Raw genomic sequence first — 16,955 nt, forward strand, 5'->3', positions numbered from 1 at the left:
TGTATAGACCACCGTCAAGGCCCTCGGCGCTGCCGAGGGCCTTTTCGCGCCCATGCCGGGACGACTGGATTCGTCCGAGGGGAAGCTTTTCGGGTGCTTCTTCGGGTACAGTGTGGCCAGTTTTTGTGTAAGTGGTTCAGGTGGTGGGGTTCTCCTTCTGGCGAATCCCAGGCCTTCTGCAGGAGGCCGATCCTCTCTGAAATGCCGCACGTCGGCGCCGCTGCTCGAAAACGACCATCGGCCCCGCATCACCGGGCCGGCATTTTCAGAAGGAGAGTTCAGCATGGCGCAAGGAACCGTGAAGTGGTTCAACGCAGACAAGGGCTTCGGCTTCATCACCGTCGACGGCGGGGGTGCTGACGTGTTCGTCCACTTCTCGGCCATCCAGACGAGCGGCTACCGCACTCTGGAAGAGAACCAGCGGGTCGAGTTCGAGATCGCCCAGGGCCAGAAGGGCCCGCAGGCGGAGCAGGTTCGCCCCCTCTGAGACCAACCGGCCGGCGGTGACGTCGGCTGCCGATTTTCTGGCGGAGATCGGCGCGAATGTCGGCCTCGCATCCCTGTTGGGGTGCGGGGCCGTTCACGTTCCGCCGCCGGACCCGCCGGACCCGCCGGACGCCGCCGGGCGACACCGGACCAGGACCGCCGCGGGCGGCCCTGCTGGGCCGGCCCGCGGCCGCAGCCGGTCAGATCCGAGGCGCTGCGCTGCCGTCCGGCGCGGCGGCCTGCTCCTTGCTGCGGGCCCGAATCCGCACGCCCATGACCATGAGGGCCAGGCCCGCGACCGCCAGCACCGGCCCCGCGACCGCGAAGGCCGTCACGCCGCTCATGATGCTGTCGTGCACCAGGTCGAGCCCCTGCGCGGTCCACAGCACGCCCAGCACCAGGCCGAGCATGCCCGCCGTCATCCAGAGCCAGCCCGGCAGCGGCCGGCCCGCGCCGAGACCGTCCGCATCCCCCGGACCGTCCGCATCGCCCGCCGCCCTCGATCCGGGCACCTCGGCACCTCCTGCCGCGGGGCCCGGTTCCAGGCCCCACGGCGGGGCGGCGCCGTCACCAGCGGTCATGGACCTGGGGGCGGATCAGGTCGTCGTACACGGCCTGGACCGCCTGGTGAGCCTCGGCGGGCAGGGGCGGGAGGCCGGCGGCCGCCGCGTTGCCGCGGGCCTGGTCGCCGTTGCGGGCGCCCGGGATCACCACGGTCACCGCGGGGTGGTCGAGGATCCAGCGCAGCGCGAACTGGGCCATCGTGGCGCCCTGCGGCACGTACGGGCGGAGCCTGCCCACCGCCTCGAGGCCGGTGGCGTAGTCGACGCCGGAGAACGTCTCGCCGACGTCGAAGGCCTCGCCGTGGCGGTTGTAATTACGGTGGTCGTCCGCGCTGAAGGTGGTGTTCTCGTCGTAACGGCCGGACAGCAGTCCCGAGGCCAGGGGCACGCGGGCGATGATGCCCACCCCCGCCTCCGCCGCCGCGGGCAGGACGCGCTCGAGCGGCTTGAGGCGCAGGGCGTTGAAGATGATCTGGACGCTGGCTGTGCCGGGGCGGGCGATGGCCGCGAGGGCCTCGTCGACCTTCTCGACGCTGACGCCGTACGCCGCGATGCGCTTCTCCTGCACGAGGGTGTCGAGCGCGTCGTACACCTCGTCGGTGGAGAAGACCGGGGTGGGCGGGCAGTGCAGCTGGACCAGGTCGAGGGTCTCCACGCCGAGGTTGGCGCGGGAGCGGTCGGTCCAGGCGCGGAAGTTGTCGAGCGTGTAGTTGCCCGGCTCCTGCGCGACGCGGCGGCCCATCTTGGTCGCGATGGTGAGGCCGGGGTGGTCCTTGCGGAAGCTGCCGATGACCTGTTCGCTGCGGCCGTCGCCGTACACGTCGGCGGTGTCGATGAAGGTCACGCCCGAGCCGACCGCCGCCGCGAGCGTCGCGTGGGCGTCCTCCTCGGTGACCTCTCCCCAGTCGGCGCCGAGCTGCCACGCACCGAGACCGATCACTCCGACTTCCCGCCCGAGGCGGCCGAACCTGCGCTTTTCCACGGGGCCGAGCCTACCGCCCGATGGTACGCTCCCAAAAAAGACGTACGTACGGTTTGGAGGAGCGGTCATGTGGGATCCCGCCGTCTACCACCGCTACGGCACCGAGCGTTCGCGCCCCTTCTTCGACCTCGTCGCCCGCATCGGTGCGGAGGCCCCGCGCGAGGTCGCCGACCTCGGCTGCGGATCCGGCGAGCTGACCGCGACCCTGGCGCAGCGCTGGCCGGGCGCGCGGATCGCCGGTGTCGACTCGTCGCCCGAGATGATCGCCACGGCCTCGGCGCTGGGTGCGTCGGCCGAGTTCCAGGTCGCTGACCTGGCCGGATGGCGTCCGGGACCGGAGACCGACGTCGTCGTCACCAACGCCGCCCTGCAGTGGGTACCGGGACATCGGGAGCTGATCAGCACGTGGGCACGCGAGCTGCCCGCCGGCGCCTGGTTCGCCATGCAGGTGCCGGGCAACTTCGACGCGCCGTCGCACCGGTTGCTGCGGAAGGTGGCGCGCAGTGAGCCGTACGCGGCCGCGGCCGGCGACGTGGTGCGGGAGGCGCCCGTCGACGACGCCGTGGACTACGCGGCCCGGCTGCTCGAGGCCGGCGCCCGGGTGGACGCGTGGGAGACGACGTACGTGCACCTGCTGCCCGCGACCGGCGAGGACCACCCGGTGCTGCGCTGGATGGAGGGCACCGCCCTGCGCCCGGTCCGGGCGGCCCTCGACGACACGGCCTGGCGGACCTTCCGGGTCACGCTGAACGCGGAGCTCGCCGCGGTCTACCCTGCCCGGAGCGGACACGTGGCGTTCCCGTTCCGCCGGATCTTCGTGGTGGCGCAACTCTAGGGGGAGCAAGTGACCGAGCTGGCGTCGTTCATCGCCGGACTGCCGAAGGCGGAGCTGCACGTGCACCACGTCGGCTCGGCGTCGCCGCGCATCGTCGCGGAGCTGGCCGCCCGGCACGAGGGCCAGTCGCCGGTGCCCACCGACCCCGCGGCGCTCGCCGACTACTTCGCGTTCAGCGACTTCGCGCACTTCATCGAGGTGTACCTCACCGTCGTGGACCTCATCCGCGACGACGAGGACGTGCGCATGCTGACGTACGAGATCGCCCGGGAGCTGGCCCGCCAGCAGGTGCGCTACGCCGAGCTGACCATCACGCCGTACTCGCACGTGCGGCGCGGCATCCCCGCGCCGGCGTTCTGCGCGGCCATCGAGGACGCCCGTACGGGCGCGGCCCGCGACTTCGGCATCGAGCTGAACTGGTGCTTCGACATCCCGGGCGAGGCGGGGCTGCCCGCCGCCGAGGAGACGCTGCGCATCGCGCTGGAGGAACGGCCGGACGGGCTGGTCAGCTTCGGCCTCGGCGGCCCCGAGGTGGGCGTGCCGCGGCCGCAGTTCAAGCCGTACTTCGACAAGGCCCGGGCGGCCGGGCTGCACAGCGTCCCGCACGCCGGGGAGACCACCGGGCCGCAGACGATCTGGGACGCGCTGCGCGACCTCGGCGCCGAGCGCATCGGGCACGGCATCGCCGCCGCGCAGGACCCGCAGCTCATGGCGTACCTGGCCGAGCACCGGATCCCGCTGGAGGTGTGCCCGACCTCGAACGTGCGCACCCGGGCGGTGCCCGTGATCGACGAGCACCCGCTGCCGGCGCTGGTGGCCGCGGGCGTGCCCGTCACGATCAACTCCGACGACCCGCCGATGTTCGGCACCACGCTCGAGGAGGAGTACGCCGTGGCGGCGCACCTGCTCGGCCTGGACGCCGCCGGGGTCGCCGGGCTGGCCCGGGCCGCGGTGGACGCGTCCTTCCTGCCGGCCGCCGGCAAGGACCGGCTGCTGGCAGAGATCGACACGTACGCGGCCGCGGCCGCGGAGTAGCGGATCGCCGGCTAGAAGTGACCCGCGTACAGCGGGTCCTGCCACATCGCCAGCACGGCGAGGATGCCGATCGTCAGGATCGCCACCACGCGCACGATGCGGCGCCGGTTGAAGAAGCGGCCGCGCTCGTCGTCCTCGTCGACCTGCGGTTCGGTGCGTACGTCCGTGTCCAGCATCGTCTCTCTCCCTCGCCCGGACATCAGCCGGGCACCGCCGTCCAACTCTGGTGCCTGGCCCCGACCGGCTGCTGCAGCACGAGCATCCGGGCCGGGCCGAAGCGCTGGGCGCCCACGCCAGCGGCCAGGCCACCGACGTCGGTCCGCAGGCTGAAGCCGTGGTCGGTGGCGAACAACTGCCACCGGCCACTGTCGTTCGTCGTGCAGTCGCCCTGGACCAGCGGCGCGCCGGCCACCGGGTTGCCGTCCAGCGGGACCACACACTTGCCGGTCGCCCGGGACTGCAGCGAGAAGGAGCCGCCCCCGGCCGGGACGAGCTTCCACTGCTGCTGGGCGCCGCCGTCCGCGCCGCCCAGGGTGAGCGGCGTGCCGTTGGCCGTGCGCGCCGCGTACAGGTCGGCCGCACCGCCGGTCAGCGAGTTCGTCAGCACGAACCACGAGTTCGCGGCGGGCCGGGCCGCGGGCGCCGACTGGGCGGTGCCCTTCGCGGTGTAGCGGTGCCTGGCGTTGCGGATCGTCACCTGGTACTTGGTGTCCGGGCGCAGGCCGATCAGCCGTGCGCGGGTCGCCACGGTGGTCGCCACGGTGACGCCGTCGACGTCCACCTCGTACGTGGCGTCGTGCGCGGCGGCACTCCAGCTGAGGCGCACCGACGTGCTGGTCGGCTCGCGGATCTCCAGGACCGCCTGCGGGACGGCAGCCGTGGCGGCCACCGGCGCGACCGCGACGCCCGTCGTGGCCGGCGTGGCCGGCGTCTCCGGGGCGGGGGCGCCGGTCGTCGCCGCGGCCGGCGGCGTCGCGGTGGGCTCGGCGGGACCGTCCGGGGCGTCGCCGCCGCCGTCGGAGGCGTCGCCCCCGCCGGTCGCGGGCGTCGTGGCGGTCGCGCTGGGGACCGCCGCCTGCGTCGGCGTGCTCGTCGCGGTGGCGCGCGGCGCGGTCGACGGCTCGGCCGGAAGGTCCTCGGGAGCGTCCGGTACGTCGTCCCCGCCGTCGCTGTGCAGCAGGAAGTCGCTGCGGGCCACGTTCCAGTTCTCGGCGAGGTAGCTGCCCGGCTTCGGGTTGGTGTTGAAGTAGTCGTCGTGCCCGCAGTCGAGGCGGTTCTCGTGCTGCTTCGGGCACACCGTACGGATGGCGATGCCGGACCGGTCCGGGCGGCACAGCAGGTCGTGGTCGTCGGTGCAGCTGCCGCCACCGGTGGCGTTGGGGGAGTCCTGCAGCAGCGCGCCGAGCATGTGCGTGGTCTCCTGCGCGGCCACCACCGAGCCCCAGCATCCGGCGTCGACCCGCCCGTACGACGGCCCGCCGTTGTTGCGGTTGCCCTGCCCGGGCCGGTCGTCGGCGATGTACGTGCCGATGCCGCAGTACACGTTGGCGTCGGAGAAGATCAGGTACTTGCGGTCGGCGCGGTTGTAGCCCAGCGTCTGCAGCGCGCCGATGGTCTGCCGGAAGGAGCCGAGCGCGCCCTCCGGCATCTGGACCTCGGCGACGTCCACCCGGCACTCCGGGGTGGTCACGTACCGGATGTGCCGGGAGCCGCCGGTCTCGGCCGCGCTCTCGTCGAAGATCCGGTCCACCCCTGCGGCCCACGTACGGATCGAGCCGAGGTAGTCGGTGTAGCGGCTCGGCGTGCCGAACTCGTGCAGGTAGAGCACCTGGATGCGGTTGCCCGTACGCCCGTCGCCCTCGCAGACCACGTCGTGCGCGCCCATCACGAAGTCGGCGTCGCCCGGCGCCGCGTCCGGGATGAGCGCCGGGGCGCCGGGGGAGAGCGAGCTGCCACCCTGGTCGCGCACGATCTCCGCGTCCGGCGGCACGGTGCCCGCCTCGCGCCGAGGCTCCCGCGGCTCGGGCACCTTCGCGGTGACCGGGGCGACGTCGCGGCTCACCTTGAGGCCGGCGGGGGCGGGGTCGGGCCCGTGCGTGCAGGTCTCGTCGTCCAGCTCGTACGACCCCGTGCACAGCGACTTCTCGCCGGCCGCGGCCAGCCCGTCGTAGACCAGCCCCTGACCGCGGTCGTCGGCGGGCAGGCCGGCGTACGTGATCCGCTCGCGGTCCTGGCCGCCGCAGTCCTGGCCGAGGCCGCCGCAGACGACGCTGGGCCCCACCAGCCCGCCGATGCCGAGCACGCCGATCCCCAGCAGCACGGGCAGCAGCCGGTACGGGCGCGCGCCCGGGCGGCGCCGGCCGCGGTCGGGCGCCGGGCGCCGCCGCTGCGGCGCCTCCCCACGAAGCGCGGGCCGTCGGTGCGCGGACAAATGATCTCCTTGTGCTGCGGGACGCGGTGGGAGGGGGTTATGGGGTGACCACCTCCCACCGCGCGAAGGCTTCGCCGGCCCGGGGTGTGGGGACGAACTGCGGGCTTCGGGCCGGGAAGCCGGATGGGATCGCCGGTTGAGCGTGCCAGCCCGGGTTCGCCAGGGGAACGCCCTTAATGCAGATCTAAGCAAGCGTTGTACCGTCCGGGGTAAATCACTCCTCGTCCGTGCGTTGGTGCGGCCATTTGCGCTTCGCCGGGTCGCGTTCGCGGGCCATCCGGCCCACGAGCCCGAAGCGGCTCGCCTGCTTCGGCGGGGCTTCGGCGTCGGCGAGCAGCATCACCACGCTGGCGCCGCCCATCGCGGCCCGGGCCAGGCTCACCGAGCCGCCGGCCGCCTGCGCCGCGCGCCGGGCGATGTCCAGCCCGAGACCGGTGGAGCCCTGCTCGCTCTGCCCGCGCTGCAGCGCCTTCTCCGGGTCGTCGATGCCCGGACCGGCGTCGTCGACACGCAGCGCGACCCAGCCGTCGCGGCGCGAGATGCCGACCTCGAAGGCGGTGCCCTGCGGCGTGTAGCGGAAGACGTTGCCGAGGACGGCGTCGAGCGCGGCGGCCAGCTCCGTGCGGGCCACCGGCACGGGGATGCGCAGCTGCGCGCCGACGACGCGGTACTGCCTGTTCTGGTCGCCGGCCAGCGCGGACCAGAAGACCATGCGGTCGCGGACCACCTCGGCGGCGTCGCACAGGCCCTCCTCCGGGGCCTCCGCGACCTGCGCCGCGACCGCCGCGCGGGTGGTGTTGATGAGCTGGTCGACCTCGCCCTCGAGCGTGACGATGGCCTGCCGGATGCGCCGGATGCCGCGCCGGCGGTCGACCTCCTGGGCGGTCAGGTCGATGATCTGCGTGTCGTCGGGGTCCAGCGCCTCGGCGTCCAGGCGCAGCACGGTCAGCGGCGTCCGCAGGCGGTGCGACAGGTCGGCGACCAGCTCGCGTTCGCTCGTGCGGGAGGTGACGAGGCGGTCGGCCATGCGGTTGAACGCGTACCCGGCCTCGGCGAGCTCGCGCGGGCCCGAGGGCTGGATGCGCACGCCGAGGTCGCCGCCGCCGACGGCCATCGCCGCGTGCACGAGGTTGCGCACCGAGTCCACCGCGCCGCGCGCCAGCCGGTCGACGACGATCACCGAGCCGATGACCAGGCCCAGCATGATGCCGAGCAGGATCCACCAGTCGCGGGCCGTGCCCTCGCCCAGCTGGGAGTCGGGCACGAAGACCTCGACCACCGACGTCTTCTGACCCACCGTCACGGGCTGCAACCGGACGATGCCGCCGGCGACGTCGACCTCGGCCGGCTCGGTGCCGTGGGCGACGGACACCAGCTTCTCGGCCGGCACCCGGCTGTCCTGCGTGGTGCCGGGCGCGTGCACGACCGGGTCGCCGCCGGCCGCCTTCAGCGCGGCCTCCAGCCCTTTCCTGCCCGCGCCGGCCTCGAGCGCGCCGGCCACGATCGCGCTGCGCTGCCCGGCCGCGGCCATGGCGGTGTCACGGTGGTCCGCCCGCAGTTCCCACCCCAGCGGGATGAGGAAAGCGAGTGCGGCGATGGCGGTGGTGGCTGCGCTGACCCATGCCAGCCGCGCCCTCAGTCCGGGGCCACCAACCGGAATCCGACTCCCCGCACGGTGCGCAGGTAACGAGGCTTCGCCGCGGATTCGCCCAGTTTCCGACGGAGCCAGTACAGATGCACGTCGATCGTCTGGTCCTCGCCGACTGACGGCTGTCGCCATACCTCCTCCAACAGCTCACGACGGGACACCACCCGGCCCGGCCGCGCGGCCAGGTAGGCGAGCAGATCGAATTCCTTGCGGGTCAGGGCCAGCGGCTGGTCCCCGAGGCTGGCGCTGCGCTCGCCGATGTCGACGCGCAACTCGCCCACCTCGTGCACGGCGGGCTGCGCCGTGCGGCTCGCCCGCCCGACGCGGCGCAGCACCGTGGTGATCCGCGCGTCGAGGTGGGCGCCGGTGAACGGCTTGACCATGTAGTCGTCGGCGCCGGCGCGCAGCAGCCGCACGACGGTCTGCTCGTCGTCGCGCGCCGTCGCGATGATGATCGGCACGTCGGTGATGCCGCGCAGCATCCGCAGCGCGTCCGAGCCGTCCAGGTCGGGCAGCCCGAGGTCGAGCACCACCAGGTCGGGGGTCTCCGCGGCGACGCGGCGGAGAGCGTCGAGAGCCGTTCCGACGGCGTGCACGGCGTGCCCCCGGTCGGCCAGCGACCGCAGCATCGCACCGCGCACGACGTGGTCGTCCTCGACGAGCAACACCGTGGCCATGCGAAGAAGGTACTGCCCTTGGCAAGATAGACCGAATCCGTCATTCAGCGGCGTCTCTCGGTCACGGAGTGTCACGACTGGCGCGTTAGGATTCCGGTACCGATGTCATTCACTCTCTTTCCCGACACCCGCGCGGCGCTCGCCGCCGACAGCCTCACCGGACTCTCCGTGGGCGACGCTTTCGGCGCCCAGTACTTCGTCCCCGGCATGCGGCCGGGGACCGTCCCGCCGCCACCGTGGCCGTGGACCGACGACACCGAGGAAGCCTGCTGCCTGGTCGCGGCGCTGACCGGCGGTGACGACGCCGGCCTCGACCGGGACCGGTTCGCCGCGCTGCTCGGGCGGCACTTCGACCCCTACCGGGGCTACGGCCCGGGCGCCGTCGTCATGCTCCGCCAGATCCGCGAGGGCACGCCGTGGCCGATCGCCGCGGCGGCTGCCTTCGACGGGCAGGGCTCGGCCGGCAACGGCGCGGCGATGCGGGCCGCCCCGCTGGGCGCCTGGCACGCCGACTCGCCGGCCCGGGCCGCCGCGCAGGGCGCGCTGGCCGCCGAGGTGACGCACGCGCACCCCGAGGGGATCGCCGGTGGCGTCGCGGTCACCGTCGCCGCATCGGTGGCGGCCGCCGCACGGCTGGAGGGCGGCCCGGTGGACCTGCTCGGCGCGGTGCTCGCGCACGTCCCGCACAGCCGGGTGCGCGAGGGGCTGGTCGCCGCCACGCGGATCCGGTCGGCGCAGGAGGCGGCGTACGAGCTCGGCACCGGCACCCGGGCCATGGCGCAGGACTCGGTGCCGTTCGCGCTGTGGGTGGCGGCGCACCACCTCGGCGACTACCGGGGCGCGGTCGAGGCGTGCGTGGCCGCGGGCGGTGACATGGACACCACGGCCGCGATGGCCGGCGGTGTGGTCGCCGCCCACACCGGCGCCGGCGGCGTACCGGCCGAGTGGATCACCGCGCGTGAACCGCTGCCCGAGTGGGTGACCGCGTCGCGCGAAGCCTGACCGGGGCGACCTACTAGCATCGCCTGAGGAATCCGCTCGTCGACTGAAGGAGAACCACCGTGTCCGCAGCTCTGGTCGTGCCGGCGGGGACGACGGCGGCCGACGCGGTGGCCGCCGCCGGCCTGCCGCAGTCCGGCCCCAAGGCGATCGTCGTGGTCCGCGACGCCGACGGGCGCCTGCGCGACCTCGACTGGGCGCCCGGGCAGGACGCCGACGTCGAGCCGGTCGCGATGGACTCGCCGGACGGCCTCGACGTGCTGCGCCACTCGGCCGCGCACGTGCTCGCGCAGGCCGTGCAGGACGTCTTCCCGGAGGCGAAGCTCGGCATCGGGCCGCCGATCGAGAACGGGTTCTACTACGACTTCGACGTCGAGAAGCCGTTCCAGCCCGACGACCTCGGCAAGCTCGAGAAGCGGATGCTGGAGATCGTCAAGGCGGGCCAGACCTTCCGCCGCCGCGAGTACGCGTCGCTGGACGAGGCGAAGGCCGAGCTGAGGAGCGAGCCGTACAAGCTCGAGCTGGTCGACATCAAGGGCGACGTCGACGAGGAGGCCAAGGCGGTCGGTGCCGGCGAGCTGACCCACTACGACAACCTCGACAGGGACGGCAACCGGGTCTGGGGCGACCTGTGCCGCGGCCCGCACCTGCCCAGCACCCGGCTCATCCCGGCGGTCAAGCTGATGCGCTCGGCTGCCGCGTACTGGCGGGGCAGCGAGAAGAACCCGCAGCTGCAGCGCATCTACGGCACCGCGTGGCCGAGCCGCGACGAGCTGAAGGCGTACCTGAACCGGCTCGCCGAGGCCGAGCGCCGCGACCACCGCAAGCTCGGCACCGAGCTGGACCTGTTCTCGTTCCCCGACGAGATCGGCAGCGGCCTGGTGGTCTTCCACCCCAAGGGCGGTGTGATCAAGCGGGAGATGGAGGACTACGTCCGGGCCCGCCACATCGAGGAGGGCTTCCAGTACGTCGGCACGCCGCACATCAGCAAGGAAGGCCTGTTCCACACCTCGGGCCACCTGCCGTACTACGCGGACACGATGTTCCCTCCGATGCACATGGAGGGCGCCGACTACTACCTCAAGGCGATGAACTGCCCGATGCACAACCTGATCTTCAGGTCGCGCGGGCGGTCGTACCGTGAGCTGCCGATGCGGCTGTTCGAGTTCGGCTCGGTCTACCGCTACGAGAAGTCCGGTGTGGTGCACGGTCTGACCCGGGTGCGCGGCCTGACCCAGGACGACTCGCACTCGTACGTCACCGCCGAGGACGCCCCGGCCGAGATCAAGCACCTGCTGAACTTCGTGCTGTCGCTGCTGCGCGACTTCGGCCTCGACGACTACTACCTCGAGCTGTCCACGCGCGACCCGAAGAGCGACAAGTTCATCGGTACGGACGAGCAGTGGGACAAGGCCACCAAGGTCCTCGAGGACGTGGCCGTGGAGTCCGGCCTGGACCTCGTGCTCGACCCGGGCGGCGCGGCGTTCTACGGCCCGAAGATCAGCGTGCAGGCGCGCGACGCGATCGGCCGTACCTGGCAGATGTCGACGATCCAGTACGACTTCAACCAGCCGGCCCGCTTCGGCCTGGAGTACCAGGCAGCCGACGGCTCCCGGCAGGAGCCGGTGATGATCCACTCGGCGAAGTTCGGCTCGATCGAGCGGTTCTTCGGCGTGCTGGTCGAGCACTACGCCGGCGCGTTCCCGGCCTGGCTCGCGCCGGTGCAGGTGGTCGGCATCCCGATCCGCGACGACCACGCGGACTACCTCGAGGAGTTCGCCGCGCGGCTGCGCAAGGAGGGCATCCGGGCGGAGGTCGACCACTCCACCGACCGCATGCAGAAGAAGATCCGCACCGCCCAGCAGCAGAAGATCCCGTTCATGGCGATCGCCGGCGACGACGACGTCAACGGCGGCACGGTGTCGTTCCGCTACCGCGACGGCTCGCAGCGCAACGGCGTGGCGCTCGACGAGGCCGTGGCGCACGTCGTCGAGGTGGTGCGCTCGCGCGTCAACACCGGGCCCTCGGCGGCCTGACGGCTCGCCCCGCCCGCCTTAGGGTGGGGAGGTGAGCGATGTGGGGGAACCGGACGGCTTCGATCGGCTCTGGACGCCGCACCGGCTGGCGTACGTGTCGGCCGGCGGCGAGAGACCCGAGGGCTGCCCGTTCTGCGTCGCCCCGGGCCTCGACGAGGCGGACAGTCTCGTCGTCGCCCGCGGCGAGCTGGTGTACGCGGTGCTGAACCTGTACCCGTACAACCCGGGCCATCTGCTGGTGTGCCCGTACCGGCACGTCGCGGACTACACCGAGCTGACCGCCGACGAGACCGTCGAGGTCGCCGAGTTCACCCAGCGGGCGATGCGCGCGGTGCGCCGGGCGAGCAGCCCGCACGGCTTCAACCTGGGCATGAACCAGGGCGCGGTGGCCGGCGCCGGCATCGCGGCCCACCTGCATCAGCACGTGGTGCCGCGGTGGGGCGGCGACGGCAACTTCATGCCGGTGATCGGCCGGACGAAGGTGCTGCCCCAGCTGCTGGGCGACACCCGCGAGCTGCTCGCGAAGGCGTGGGCGGCGGCGGGCTGATCAGCGCACCTGCTGCGCCTCCGTGACGGCTTCCTGCCACGCCTGCTCGGGTACGAGCTTGCCGATCTCGACCTCGCTGAGCTTGCGCTCGATGATCTCGCGGACCGCCGCGTTGTGCCGGCCGAGGTACTGCGCGGGCTTGCGGGCCACCGCGCTGGTGAAGATCCGGCCCACCGGGGCGTCGGAGAAGAACGGGTTGCGGAACGACGTGACGGCCGGGTCGTCGTAGAGCTTCGGCACGGACGGCAGGTTCCCCGTCTCGATGAAGACGCGGCGCTGCTGCTCGGGTGCGGTCAGCCAGGCGGCCAGCTCGTACGCCTCCCGCGGATGCGCGCTCTGCTTCGGCACGGCCAGCCAGGACCCGCCCCAGTTGCCGGCGCCGCCGGGCACGGCCGTGACGTCCCACAGCCCGCGGGTGGCGGGCGCGTTCTGCTTGATCCAGCCCAGCACCCAGGCGGGGCAGGTCAGCGTGGCGAAGCGGCCGCTCTGCAGCGCGGCGAGCCACTGCGGGTTGAACGGCACGTACTTGGCGGACTCGCCCGCCTCGATCATGTCGACCGTCTGGTTCCAGGCCGTCCGGACACCCGGCGCGGTGGTGATGGTCAGGTTGTCGTCGCGGTCGAAGTAGCCGGTCGACTGCTGGGCGAGGATCTGGTTGAAGATGTTGATGGCCGAGTCGGTCCACTGCGCCGGAAGGTCGGCCTTCTGGAACCGCCGCCCCGCCGCGACGTACGCCGGCCAGTCCGGCCACAGCTTCGCCACGGATCCGCGGTCGGCGGGCAGCCCCGCGGCCTTGAACAGGTCCGGGCGGTAGCACATGGCCAGGCCGCCGACGTCGGTGCCGAGGCCGATCTGGGTCCGGCCGCCGTCGGTCAGCATGGTGTCCCACTTCCACGGCAGCCACGCGTCCTTGTGCTGCCCGGCGCCCAGGTCCAGCAGGTTCACGAAGTCGTCGGAGCGGTTGCGGAACTGGACGACGTACCCCTCCTCGACGGCCACGACGTCGCCCGCGCCGCTGCCCGCGTCGAGGCGCTGCGCCAGCTGCTCGTGGTGCGCGGTGAATTCGCTGACCCGCTCGACCACGCGGATGCCGGGGTGGGTGTCCTCGTACTCGTGCAGCAGGGTCTTGTATCCGAAGTTGCCGAAGTCGTCGACGGTCAGCGTGATGCGGCCGTCGGCGGAGGCGTCCGGGGAACCGCACGCGGCGGCCCCGGCCAGCAGGGCGGCACCGGTGAGCGCGGCCACGAACCTGCGGAATCGGGTCATTGCGGAACCACCTCGCCCTTCTTCGCGCGGTACATGGCAGCGTCGGCGTGCTGCAGCAGCGTGCCCAGGTCCCGGCCGTCGGCGGGTGCGACCGCCACGCCGATGCTGGTCCCGACCACGACCGGCCGGCCGTCGATGAGCACGGGCCGGCGGACCGTCTCGTGCAGGGTGGCCGCGACGGCCGCGGCCTGCTCGGCCCCGGCGCGCGGGAGCAGGACGGCGAACTCGTCGCCGCCCAGCCGGATCGCGGTGCCGCAGTCGCGGCAGGCCTGCTCGATCTCCCGGGCCACCGCGGCGAGCAGGAGGTCGCCGGTGTGGTGGCCGTACGTGTCGTTGACGCCCTTGAAGCCGTCGAGGTCGAGGACCAGCAGGGCGGCGGGGCGCTGGGCGGACGCGGCGGGCAGCGCGTGGTGCGCGAGCCGGCGCAGCTTCTCCCGGTTGCCCAGCCCGGTGAGCGGGTCGTGCACCGCGGCGTGTTCCTGGGCCTTCTGCCGGCGCCGGACCTGCAGCACCCCGCCGAGTGCCACGAGCAGCACGACCAGGCCGCCGCCGTAGAGCAGCCGGGTGGACCGGGCGATCGACGAGTCGATGTCGCGGCGGGGCAGCAGCACCACGGCGAGCCCGTCGACCACGCCGTCGCCGTTGGCGTCGTACGGGTAGTTGACCTCGAGCAGGTGTTCCCCGGTGTGCTGGTCCTCGGCGTAGCCGGCGCTCGGCTCGTCGAGGCGTACGGCGGCGCGCCGGGCCTCGCCGAGCCGGCCGGCGAACTGGTGGTCGGGGTCGGCGTAGACCAGCCGGCCGTCGCCGAGCGACCAGATCATCAGCCCGCGCAGCTGCCCCTTCTGCTGCAGCAGCACGACGTCGGTGTCCAGCTGGGCCCGGTTCGCCGGGTGGAGCTCGTCGGTGAGGTCCTGCAGCGTGAGGCTGCGGTCGATGACCAGCGAGCTGATCACCACGACGCCCTGCAGCGCGCTGTCCAGCGTGCGGGTGCGTACCTGCTGCTGCAGCGCGTAGACGCCGGCCGCGACCGTCGCGGTCACCGCGGCCACGACCGCGAGCAGCACCCACCACGACGTCAGGGCGCGCGGTTCGGTGGGGCGTCGGCGGGACACGCTCCTGTGATCGTCACCTCGGTGCGGGAGCTGAGGAATGGGAGCCGCGCGAACCGTTCGCCGATGCGGCGGTGGGTGGCCGCGTCGGGGTGCAGGCGGTCGGGCAACGGCAGCTCCTCGGCGTCGGCCTCGCCGTACAGCTCACGGCCGTCGAGGTGGTGCAGGTGCGGATCGTCGGCGGCCCGCTGCGCCACGATGCGGGCCAGCTCGTCGCGGATGACGCGCAGGGTGAGCTTGCCGGCCGTACGTTCCGCCGGGTCGCCCGTGGCCCGGAACCGGATCTGCCCGGCCCGCAGCGCGTCGAGGTCGAAGGCGCCGGGCCCGGGGGTGTCCTCGTGGATGGGGCACAGCAGCGGGGAGATCACCAGGAGGGGCGTGGCCGGGTGCCCGTCGCGGATCGTGTCGAGGAACCCGTGCACCGCGGGGACGAACGCGCGCAGCCGCATCAGGTCGGCGTTGACCACGTTGATGCCGATCTTGACGCTGATCAGGTCGGCGGGGGTGTCGCGCATCGCCCGGGCGGTGAAGGGGTCGAGCAGGGCGCTCCCGCCGAAGCCGAGGTTGATCAGCTCCACGCCGGCCCGGGAGGCGGCGATCGCCGGCCAGGTGGTGCTGGGGGTCGCCGCGTTGGAGCCCTGGCTGATCGAGCTGCCGTGGTGCAGCCAGACCGGGCGGCCCGTCCCGGGCGCCGGCTCGACCGGTGCGTCGGTGCGCAGGGCGACGAGCTCGGTGGTCTCGTTGTGCGGCAGCCAGATCTCGACGGTCTTGTCGTGGTCCGCCAGGCCGGTGAAGCGCACCGTCCCGGCCGGTCCGGGCCGGGTCCCGGCCGTGCCGGCGGCCATGTCGACGGTCACGGTGATGCCGCCCGGCACGCTGCCGCTGCCGGCCGGCCGGCCGTCCACCACGAGGTCGTAGACGCCCTCCGGGCGGGCCGGCATGCCGGCGTACACCCGCTTGGTCGGCACGGTGTCCAGCTCGACGGTGGTCGCCCTGCTGCGGAACACCACGCGTACGCCGGAGGGCTGCGACTCCGCCATCAGGAGCTGACCGTCGGCGCCCCGGGCCCGGGCCCGGGCGGGGAGCCGGTGCGGCAGGAGCCCGTGCTCCGTGGTCTCGGACTCCAGCGCGCCGCGCAGCAGGTCCGGGGTGACCGGGGTGGTGATCACGGCAGCATCCTCATGCGCAGGAGCCCGTCGAGGGCGTCGAGAATGCGCTCCCAGCTCGTCTGGGCGTCCGGGGCGCTGTGGTCGAAACCGCCGGCCGCCTCCAGGTCGGCGTACCCGTGGAAGACGCTGCCCAGCAGGCGTACGGCGTGGGTCTGGTCGGGCCCGGTGAGCTCGTAGCCGCGCAGGATCGCCCGCATCATCCGCGCGTGCCGGACCCCGGCGCTGCCCGCGGCGGTCTCCGCGTCGAGCCGGAGCCGGGTGGCGGCGTACCGGCCGGGGTGCGCGCGGGCGTAGTCGCGGTAGACGTTCGCGAAGGCGATCAGCGCGTCCCGGCCGGACCGCCCGGCGAGCGCCTCCGCGGCCCGGTCGGCCAGCTCCTCGAGGGCGAGCAACGCGATGCCGGTCCGCAGGTCCTGTGCGTTGCGGACGTGCGAGTAGAGGCTGGCGACCTTCACGTCGAACCGGCGCGCCAGCTCCGACGGGGTGACCCGGTCGAAGCCGATCTCGTCGGCGAGGTCGGCGCCGGCCCGGATCAGCCGGTCACGGGACAGCCCTGCGCGCGTCATGCCCAGAGCCTAACACCTTTAGGAAGGTACCTACACCGTTACGGCTCCGAGGGCGCGGACGCCGGCCACGATCTGCTCCGCCGACGGGGCCCGCTCCGGGTCGGCCAGCCACTGGGTCATCACCCCGGACATCAGCGCCATCGCCACCGAGCCGAGCGTGCGGACGGTCTCGGCGTCGAGGTCGTCCTCGAGGCGGCCGGTGATCAGCGCGGTCAGGCCCCGGCGGCCCTGCTCCATGCCGTCGGCGATCTGCTCGAGCAGCCCGGGGGAGTGCTGGCTCACCAGCATGGCCTCGACGCTGGCGAGCCACAGCGCCCGGTGGGTCCCGAGGGTGCCGATCACCCGCCTCCAGTAGCGGGTCAGCTGGTCGCCCGTCTCACCCGGCTGCTCGGTGGCCAGGGCGGCCCCGATCGTCTCGCCCCACTCCTCGATCGCGCTCAGCATGGCGGCGTTCATCAGCGCCTGGGTGGAGCCGTAGTGATAGCCGATCGAGCCGAGGTTGGTGCCCGAGGCGGCCACGATGTCGCGGGCCGTCGTGCGCGCGTAGCCCTTCTCGTAGAGGCAGCGCTTCGCGCCTTCGAGCAGGTCCTCGCGGTGTCCCATGGC

The 16,955-nt window shown here is 73.2% G+C and carries 17 protein-coding genes; 6 read left to right on the forward strand and 11 right to left on the reverse strand.

Features of this window, described 5'->3' with window-relative positions; all coding sequences use genetic code 11:
• Nucleotides 1–283 precede the first annotated feature (283 nt).
• Nucleotides 284–487: a cold-shock protein gene (locus tag COUCH_RS12940; RefSeq protein WP_011905669.1), complete on the forward strand. Its 204-nt coding sequence runs from the start codon at nucleotides 284–286 to the stop codon at nucleotides 485–487.
• Between the two features lie 199 nt (nucleotides 488–686).
• Here COUCH_RS12940 and COUCH_RS12945 read toward each other — a convergent pair whose 3' ends face one another.
• Both COUCH_RS12945 and COUCH_RS12950 read right to left on the reverse strand, forming a co-directional pair.
• Nucleotides 687–998 (reverse strand): hypothetical protein, encoded by a 312-nt coding sequence (locus tag COUCH_RS12945; protein ID WP_249612329.1) that lies wholly within the window; start codon nucleotides 996–998, stop codon nucleotides 687–689.
• Nucleotides 999–1,053: 55 nt separating this feature from the next.
• The gene (locus tag COUCH_RS12950; protein ID WP_249612330.1) at nucleotides 1,054–2,031 is read right to left on the reverse strand and encodes an aldo/keto reductase; all 978 of its coding nucleotides are present in this window, start codon (nucleotides 2,029–2,031) and stop codon (nucleotides 1,054–1,056) included.
• A gap of 67 nt (nucleotides 2,032–2,098) precedes the next feature.
• Between COUCH_RS12950 and COUCH_RS12955 the strand changes: the two genes are divergently transcribed.
• Together COUCH_RS12955 and COUCH_RS12960 are read left to right on the forward strand one after the other, a co-directional pair.
• A complete protein-coding gene (locus tag COUCH_RS12955) occupies nucleotides 2,099–2,866 on the forward strand; it encodes a trans-aconitate 2-methyltransferase (protein ID WP_249612331.1) in 768 nt (255 codons plus the stop codon).
• Nucleotides 2,867–2,875: 9 nt separating this feature from the next.
• Entirely contained in the window at nucleotides 2,876–3,901 is a 1,026-nt protein-coding gene (locus COUCH_RS12960; protein WP_249612332.1) for an adenosine deaminase, read from the forward strand.
• Nucleotides 3,902–3,912: 11 nt separating this feature from the next.
• Here COUCH_RS12960 and COUCH_RS12965 read toward each other — a convergent pair whose 3' ends face one another.
• From COUCH_RS12965 to COUCH_RS12980, 4 genes are all read right to left on the reverse strand, one after another.
• Nucleotides 3,913–4,077 (reverse strand): hypothetical protein, encoded by a 165-nt coding sequence (locus COUCH_RS12965; RefSeq protein ID WP_249612333.1) that lies wholly within the window; start codon nucleotides 4,075–4,077, stop codon nucleotides 3,913–3,915.
• 23 nt (nucleotides 4,078–4,100) lie between these two features.
• Nucleotides 4,101–6,332, reverse strand: a complete 2,232-nt coding sequence (locus COUCH_RS12970; protein WP_249612334.1) for an RICIN domain-containing protein — start codon at nucleotides 6,330–6,332, stop codon at nucleotides 4,101–4,103.
• 214 nt (nucleotides 6,333–6,546) lie between these two features.
• The gene (locus COUCH_RS12975) at nucleotides 6,547–7,863 is read right to left on the reverse strand and encodes a sensor histidine kinase (protein ID WP_249612335.1); all 1,317 of its coding nucleotides are present in this window, start codon (nucleotides 7,861–7,863) and stop codon (nucleotides 6,547–6,549) included.
• A 104-nt stretch (nucleotides 7,864–7,967) separates the two neighbouring features.
• Nucleotides 7,968–8,657, reverse strand: a complete 690-nt coding sequence (locus tag COUCH_RS12980; protein WP_199513587.1) for a response regulator transcription factor — start codon at nucleotides 8,655–8,657, stop codon at nucleotides 7,968–7,970.
• Nucleotides 8,658–8,759: 102 nt separating this feature from the next.
• On the opposite strand from COUCH_RS12980, the gene COUCH_RS12985 reads away from it, so the two are divergent.
• Genes COUCH_RS12985 through COUCH_RS12995 form a run of 3 tightly spaced genes read left to right on the forward strand, consistent with a single transcriptional unit; the run spans nucleotide 8,760 to nucleotide 12,239 of the window.
• A complete protein-coding gene (locus COUCH_RS12985; RefSeq protein ID WP_249612336.1) occupies nucleotides 8,760–9,659 on the forward strand; it encodes an ADP-ribosylglycohydrolase family protein in 900 nt (299 codons plus the stop codon).
• A gap of 59 nt (nucleotides 9,660–9,718) precedes the next feature.
• On the forward strand, nucleotides 9,719–11,692 hold the full coding sequence (thrS, locus tag COUCH_RS12990) for a threonine--tRNA ligase (protein ID WP_249612337.1): 1,974 nt from the start codon (nucleotides 9,719–9,721) through the stop codon (nucleotides 11,690–11,692).
• Between the two features lie 31 nt (nucleotides 11,693–11,723).
• Nucleotides 11,724–12,239 carry an HIT family protein gene (locus COUCH_RS12995; RefSeq protein ID WP_249612338.1) on the forward strand — a complete coding sequence of 172 codons (516 nt, stop codon included), beginning with the start codon at nucleotides 11,724–11,726 and terminating at the stop codon, nucleotides 12,237–12,239.
• On the opposite strand, the gene COUCH_RS13000 is transcribed toward COUCH_RS12995, so the two are convergent.
• Genes COUCH_RS13000 through COUCH_RS13020 form a run of 5 tightly spaced genes read right to left on the reverse strand, consistent with a single transcriptional unit; the run spans nucleotide 12,240 to nucleotide 16,952 of the window.
• Nucleotides 12,240–13,505 carry an extracellular solute-binding protein gene (locus COUCH_RS13000; protein WP_249612339.1) on the reverse strand — a complete coding sequence of 422 codons (1,266 nt, stop codon included), beginning with the start codon at nucleotides 13,503–13,505 and terminating at the stop codon, nucleotides 12,240–12,242.
• The gene (locus tag COUCH_RS13005; protein WP_249612340.1) at nucleotides 13,502–14,617 is read right to left on the reverse strand and encodes a GGDEF domain-containing protein; all 1,116 of its coding nucleotides are present in this window, start codon (nucleotides 14,615–14,617) and stop codon (nucleotides 13,502–13,504) included. The genes COUCH_RS13000 and COUCH_RS13005 overlap by 4 nt, the downstream gene beginning before the upstream one ends.
• A complete protein-coding gene (locus COUCH_RS13010; RefSeq protein WP_249612341.1) occupies nucleotides 14,581–15,783 on the reverse strand; it encodes an SGNH/GDSL hydrolase family protein in 1,203 nt (400 codons plus the stop codon). Before COUCH_RS13010 ends, COUCH_RS13005 begins: the two co-directional genes overlap by 37 nt.
• On the reverse strand, nucleotides 15,780–16,349 hold the full coding sequence (locus COUCH_RS13015) for a TetR/AcrR family transcriptional regulator (protein WP_249612342.1): 570 nt from the start codon (nucleotides 16,347–16,349) through the stop codon (nucleotides 15,780–15,782). The genes COUCH_RS13010 and COUCH_RS13015 overlap by 4 nt, the downstream gene beginning before the upstream one ends.
• Before the next feature lie 30 nt (nucleotides 16,350–16,379).
• Nucleotides 16,380–16,952, reverse strand: coding sequence for a TetR/AcrR family transcriptional regulator (locus tag COUCH_RS13020; protein WP_249612343.1), 573 nt, complete (start codon nucleotides 16,950–16,952; stop codon nucleotides 16,380–16,382).
• Nucleotides 16,953–16,955: the final 3 nt, after the last annotated feature.

The sequence above is a fragment of the Couchioplanes caeruleus genome, from assembly GCF_023499255.1.
In the GTDB taxonomy this organism is placed as follows: domain Bacteria; phylum Actinomycetota; class Actinomycetes; order Mycobacteriales; family Micromonosporaceae; genus Actinoplanes; species Actinoplanes caeruleus_A.

Bases quoted from the DNA above. Each gene is read 5' to 3' on its own strand.
- COUCH_RS12940 (WP_011905669.1), top strand. From the start codon at position 284: ATGGCGCAAGGAACCGTGAAGTGGTTCAACGCAGACAAGGGCTTCGGC.
- COUCH_RS12955 (WP_249612331.1), top strand. From the start codon at position 2,099: ATGTGGGATCCCGCCGTCTACCACCGCTACGGCACCGAGCGTTCGCGC.
- COUCH_RS12965 (WP_249612333.1), bottom strand. From the start codon at position 4,077: ATGCTGGACACGGACGTACGCACCGAACCGCAGGTCGACGAGGACGAC.
- COUCH_RS12975 (WP_249612335.1), bottom strand. From the start codon at position 7,863: ATGGCCGCGGCCGGGCAGCGCAGCGCGATCGTGGCCGGCGCGCTCGAG.
- COUCH_RS12980 (WP_199513587.1), bottom strand. From the start codon at position 8,657: ATGGCCACGGTGTTGCTCGTCGAGGACGACCACGTCGTGCGCGGTGCG.
- COUCH_RS12985 (WP_249612336.1), top strand. From the start codon at position 8,760: ATGTCATTCACTCTCTTTCCCGACACCCGCGCGGCGCTCGCCGCCGAC.
- COUCH_RS13000 (WP_249612339.1), bottom strand. From the start codon at position 13,505: ATGACCCGATTCCGCAGGTTCGTGGCCGCGCTCACCGGTGCCGCCCTG.
- COUCH_RS13015 (WP_249612342.1), bottom strand. From the start codon at position 16,349: ATGACGCGCGCAGGGCTGTCCCGTGACCGGCTGATCCGGGCCGGCGCC.
- COUCH_RS13020 (WP_249612343.1), bottom strand. From the start codon at position 16,952: ATGGGACACCGCGAGGACCTGCTCGAAGGCGCGAAGCGCTGCCTCTAC.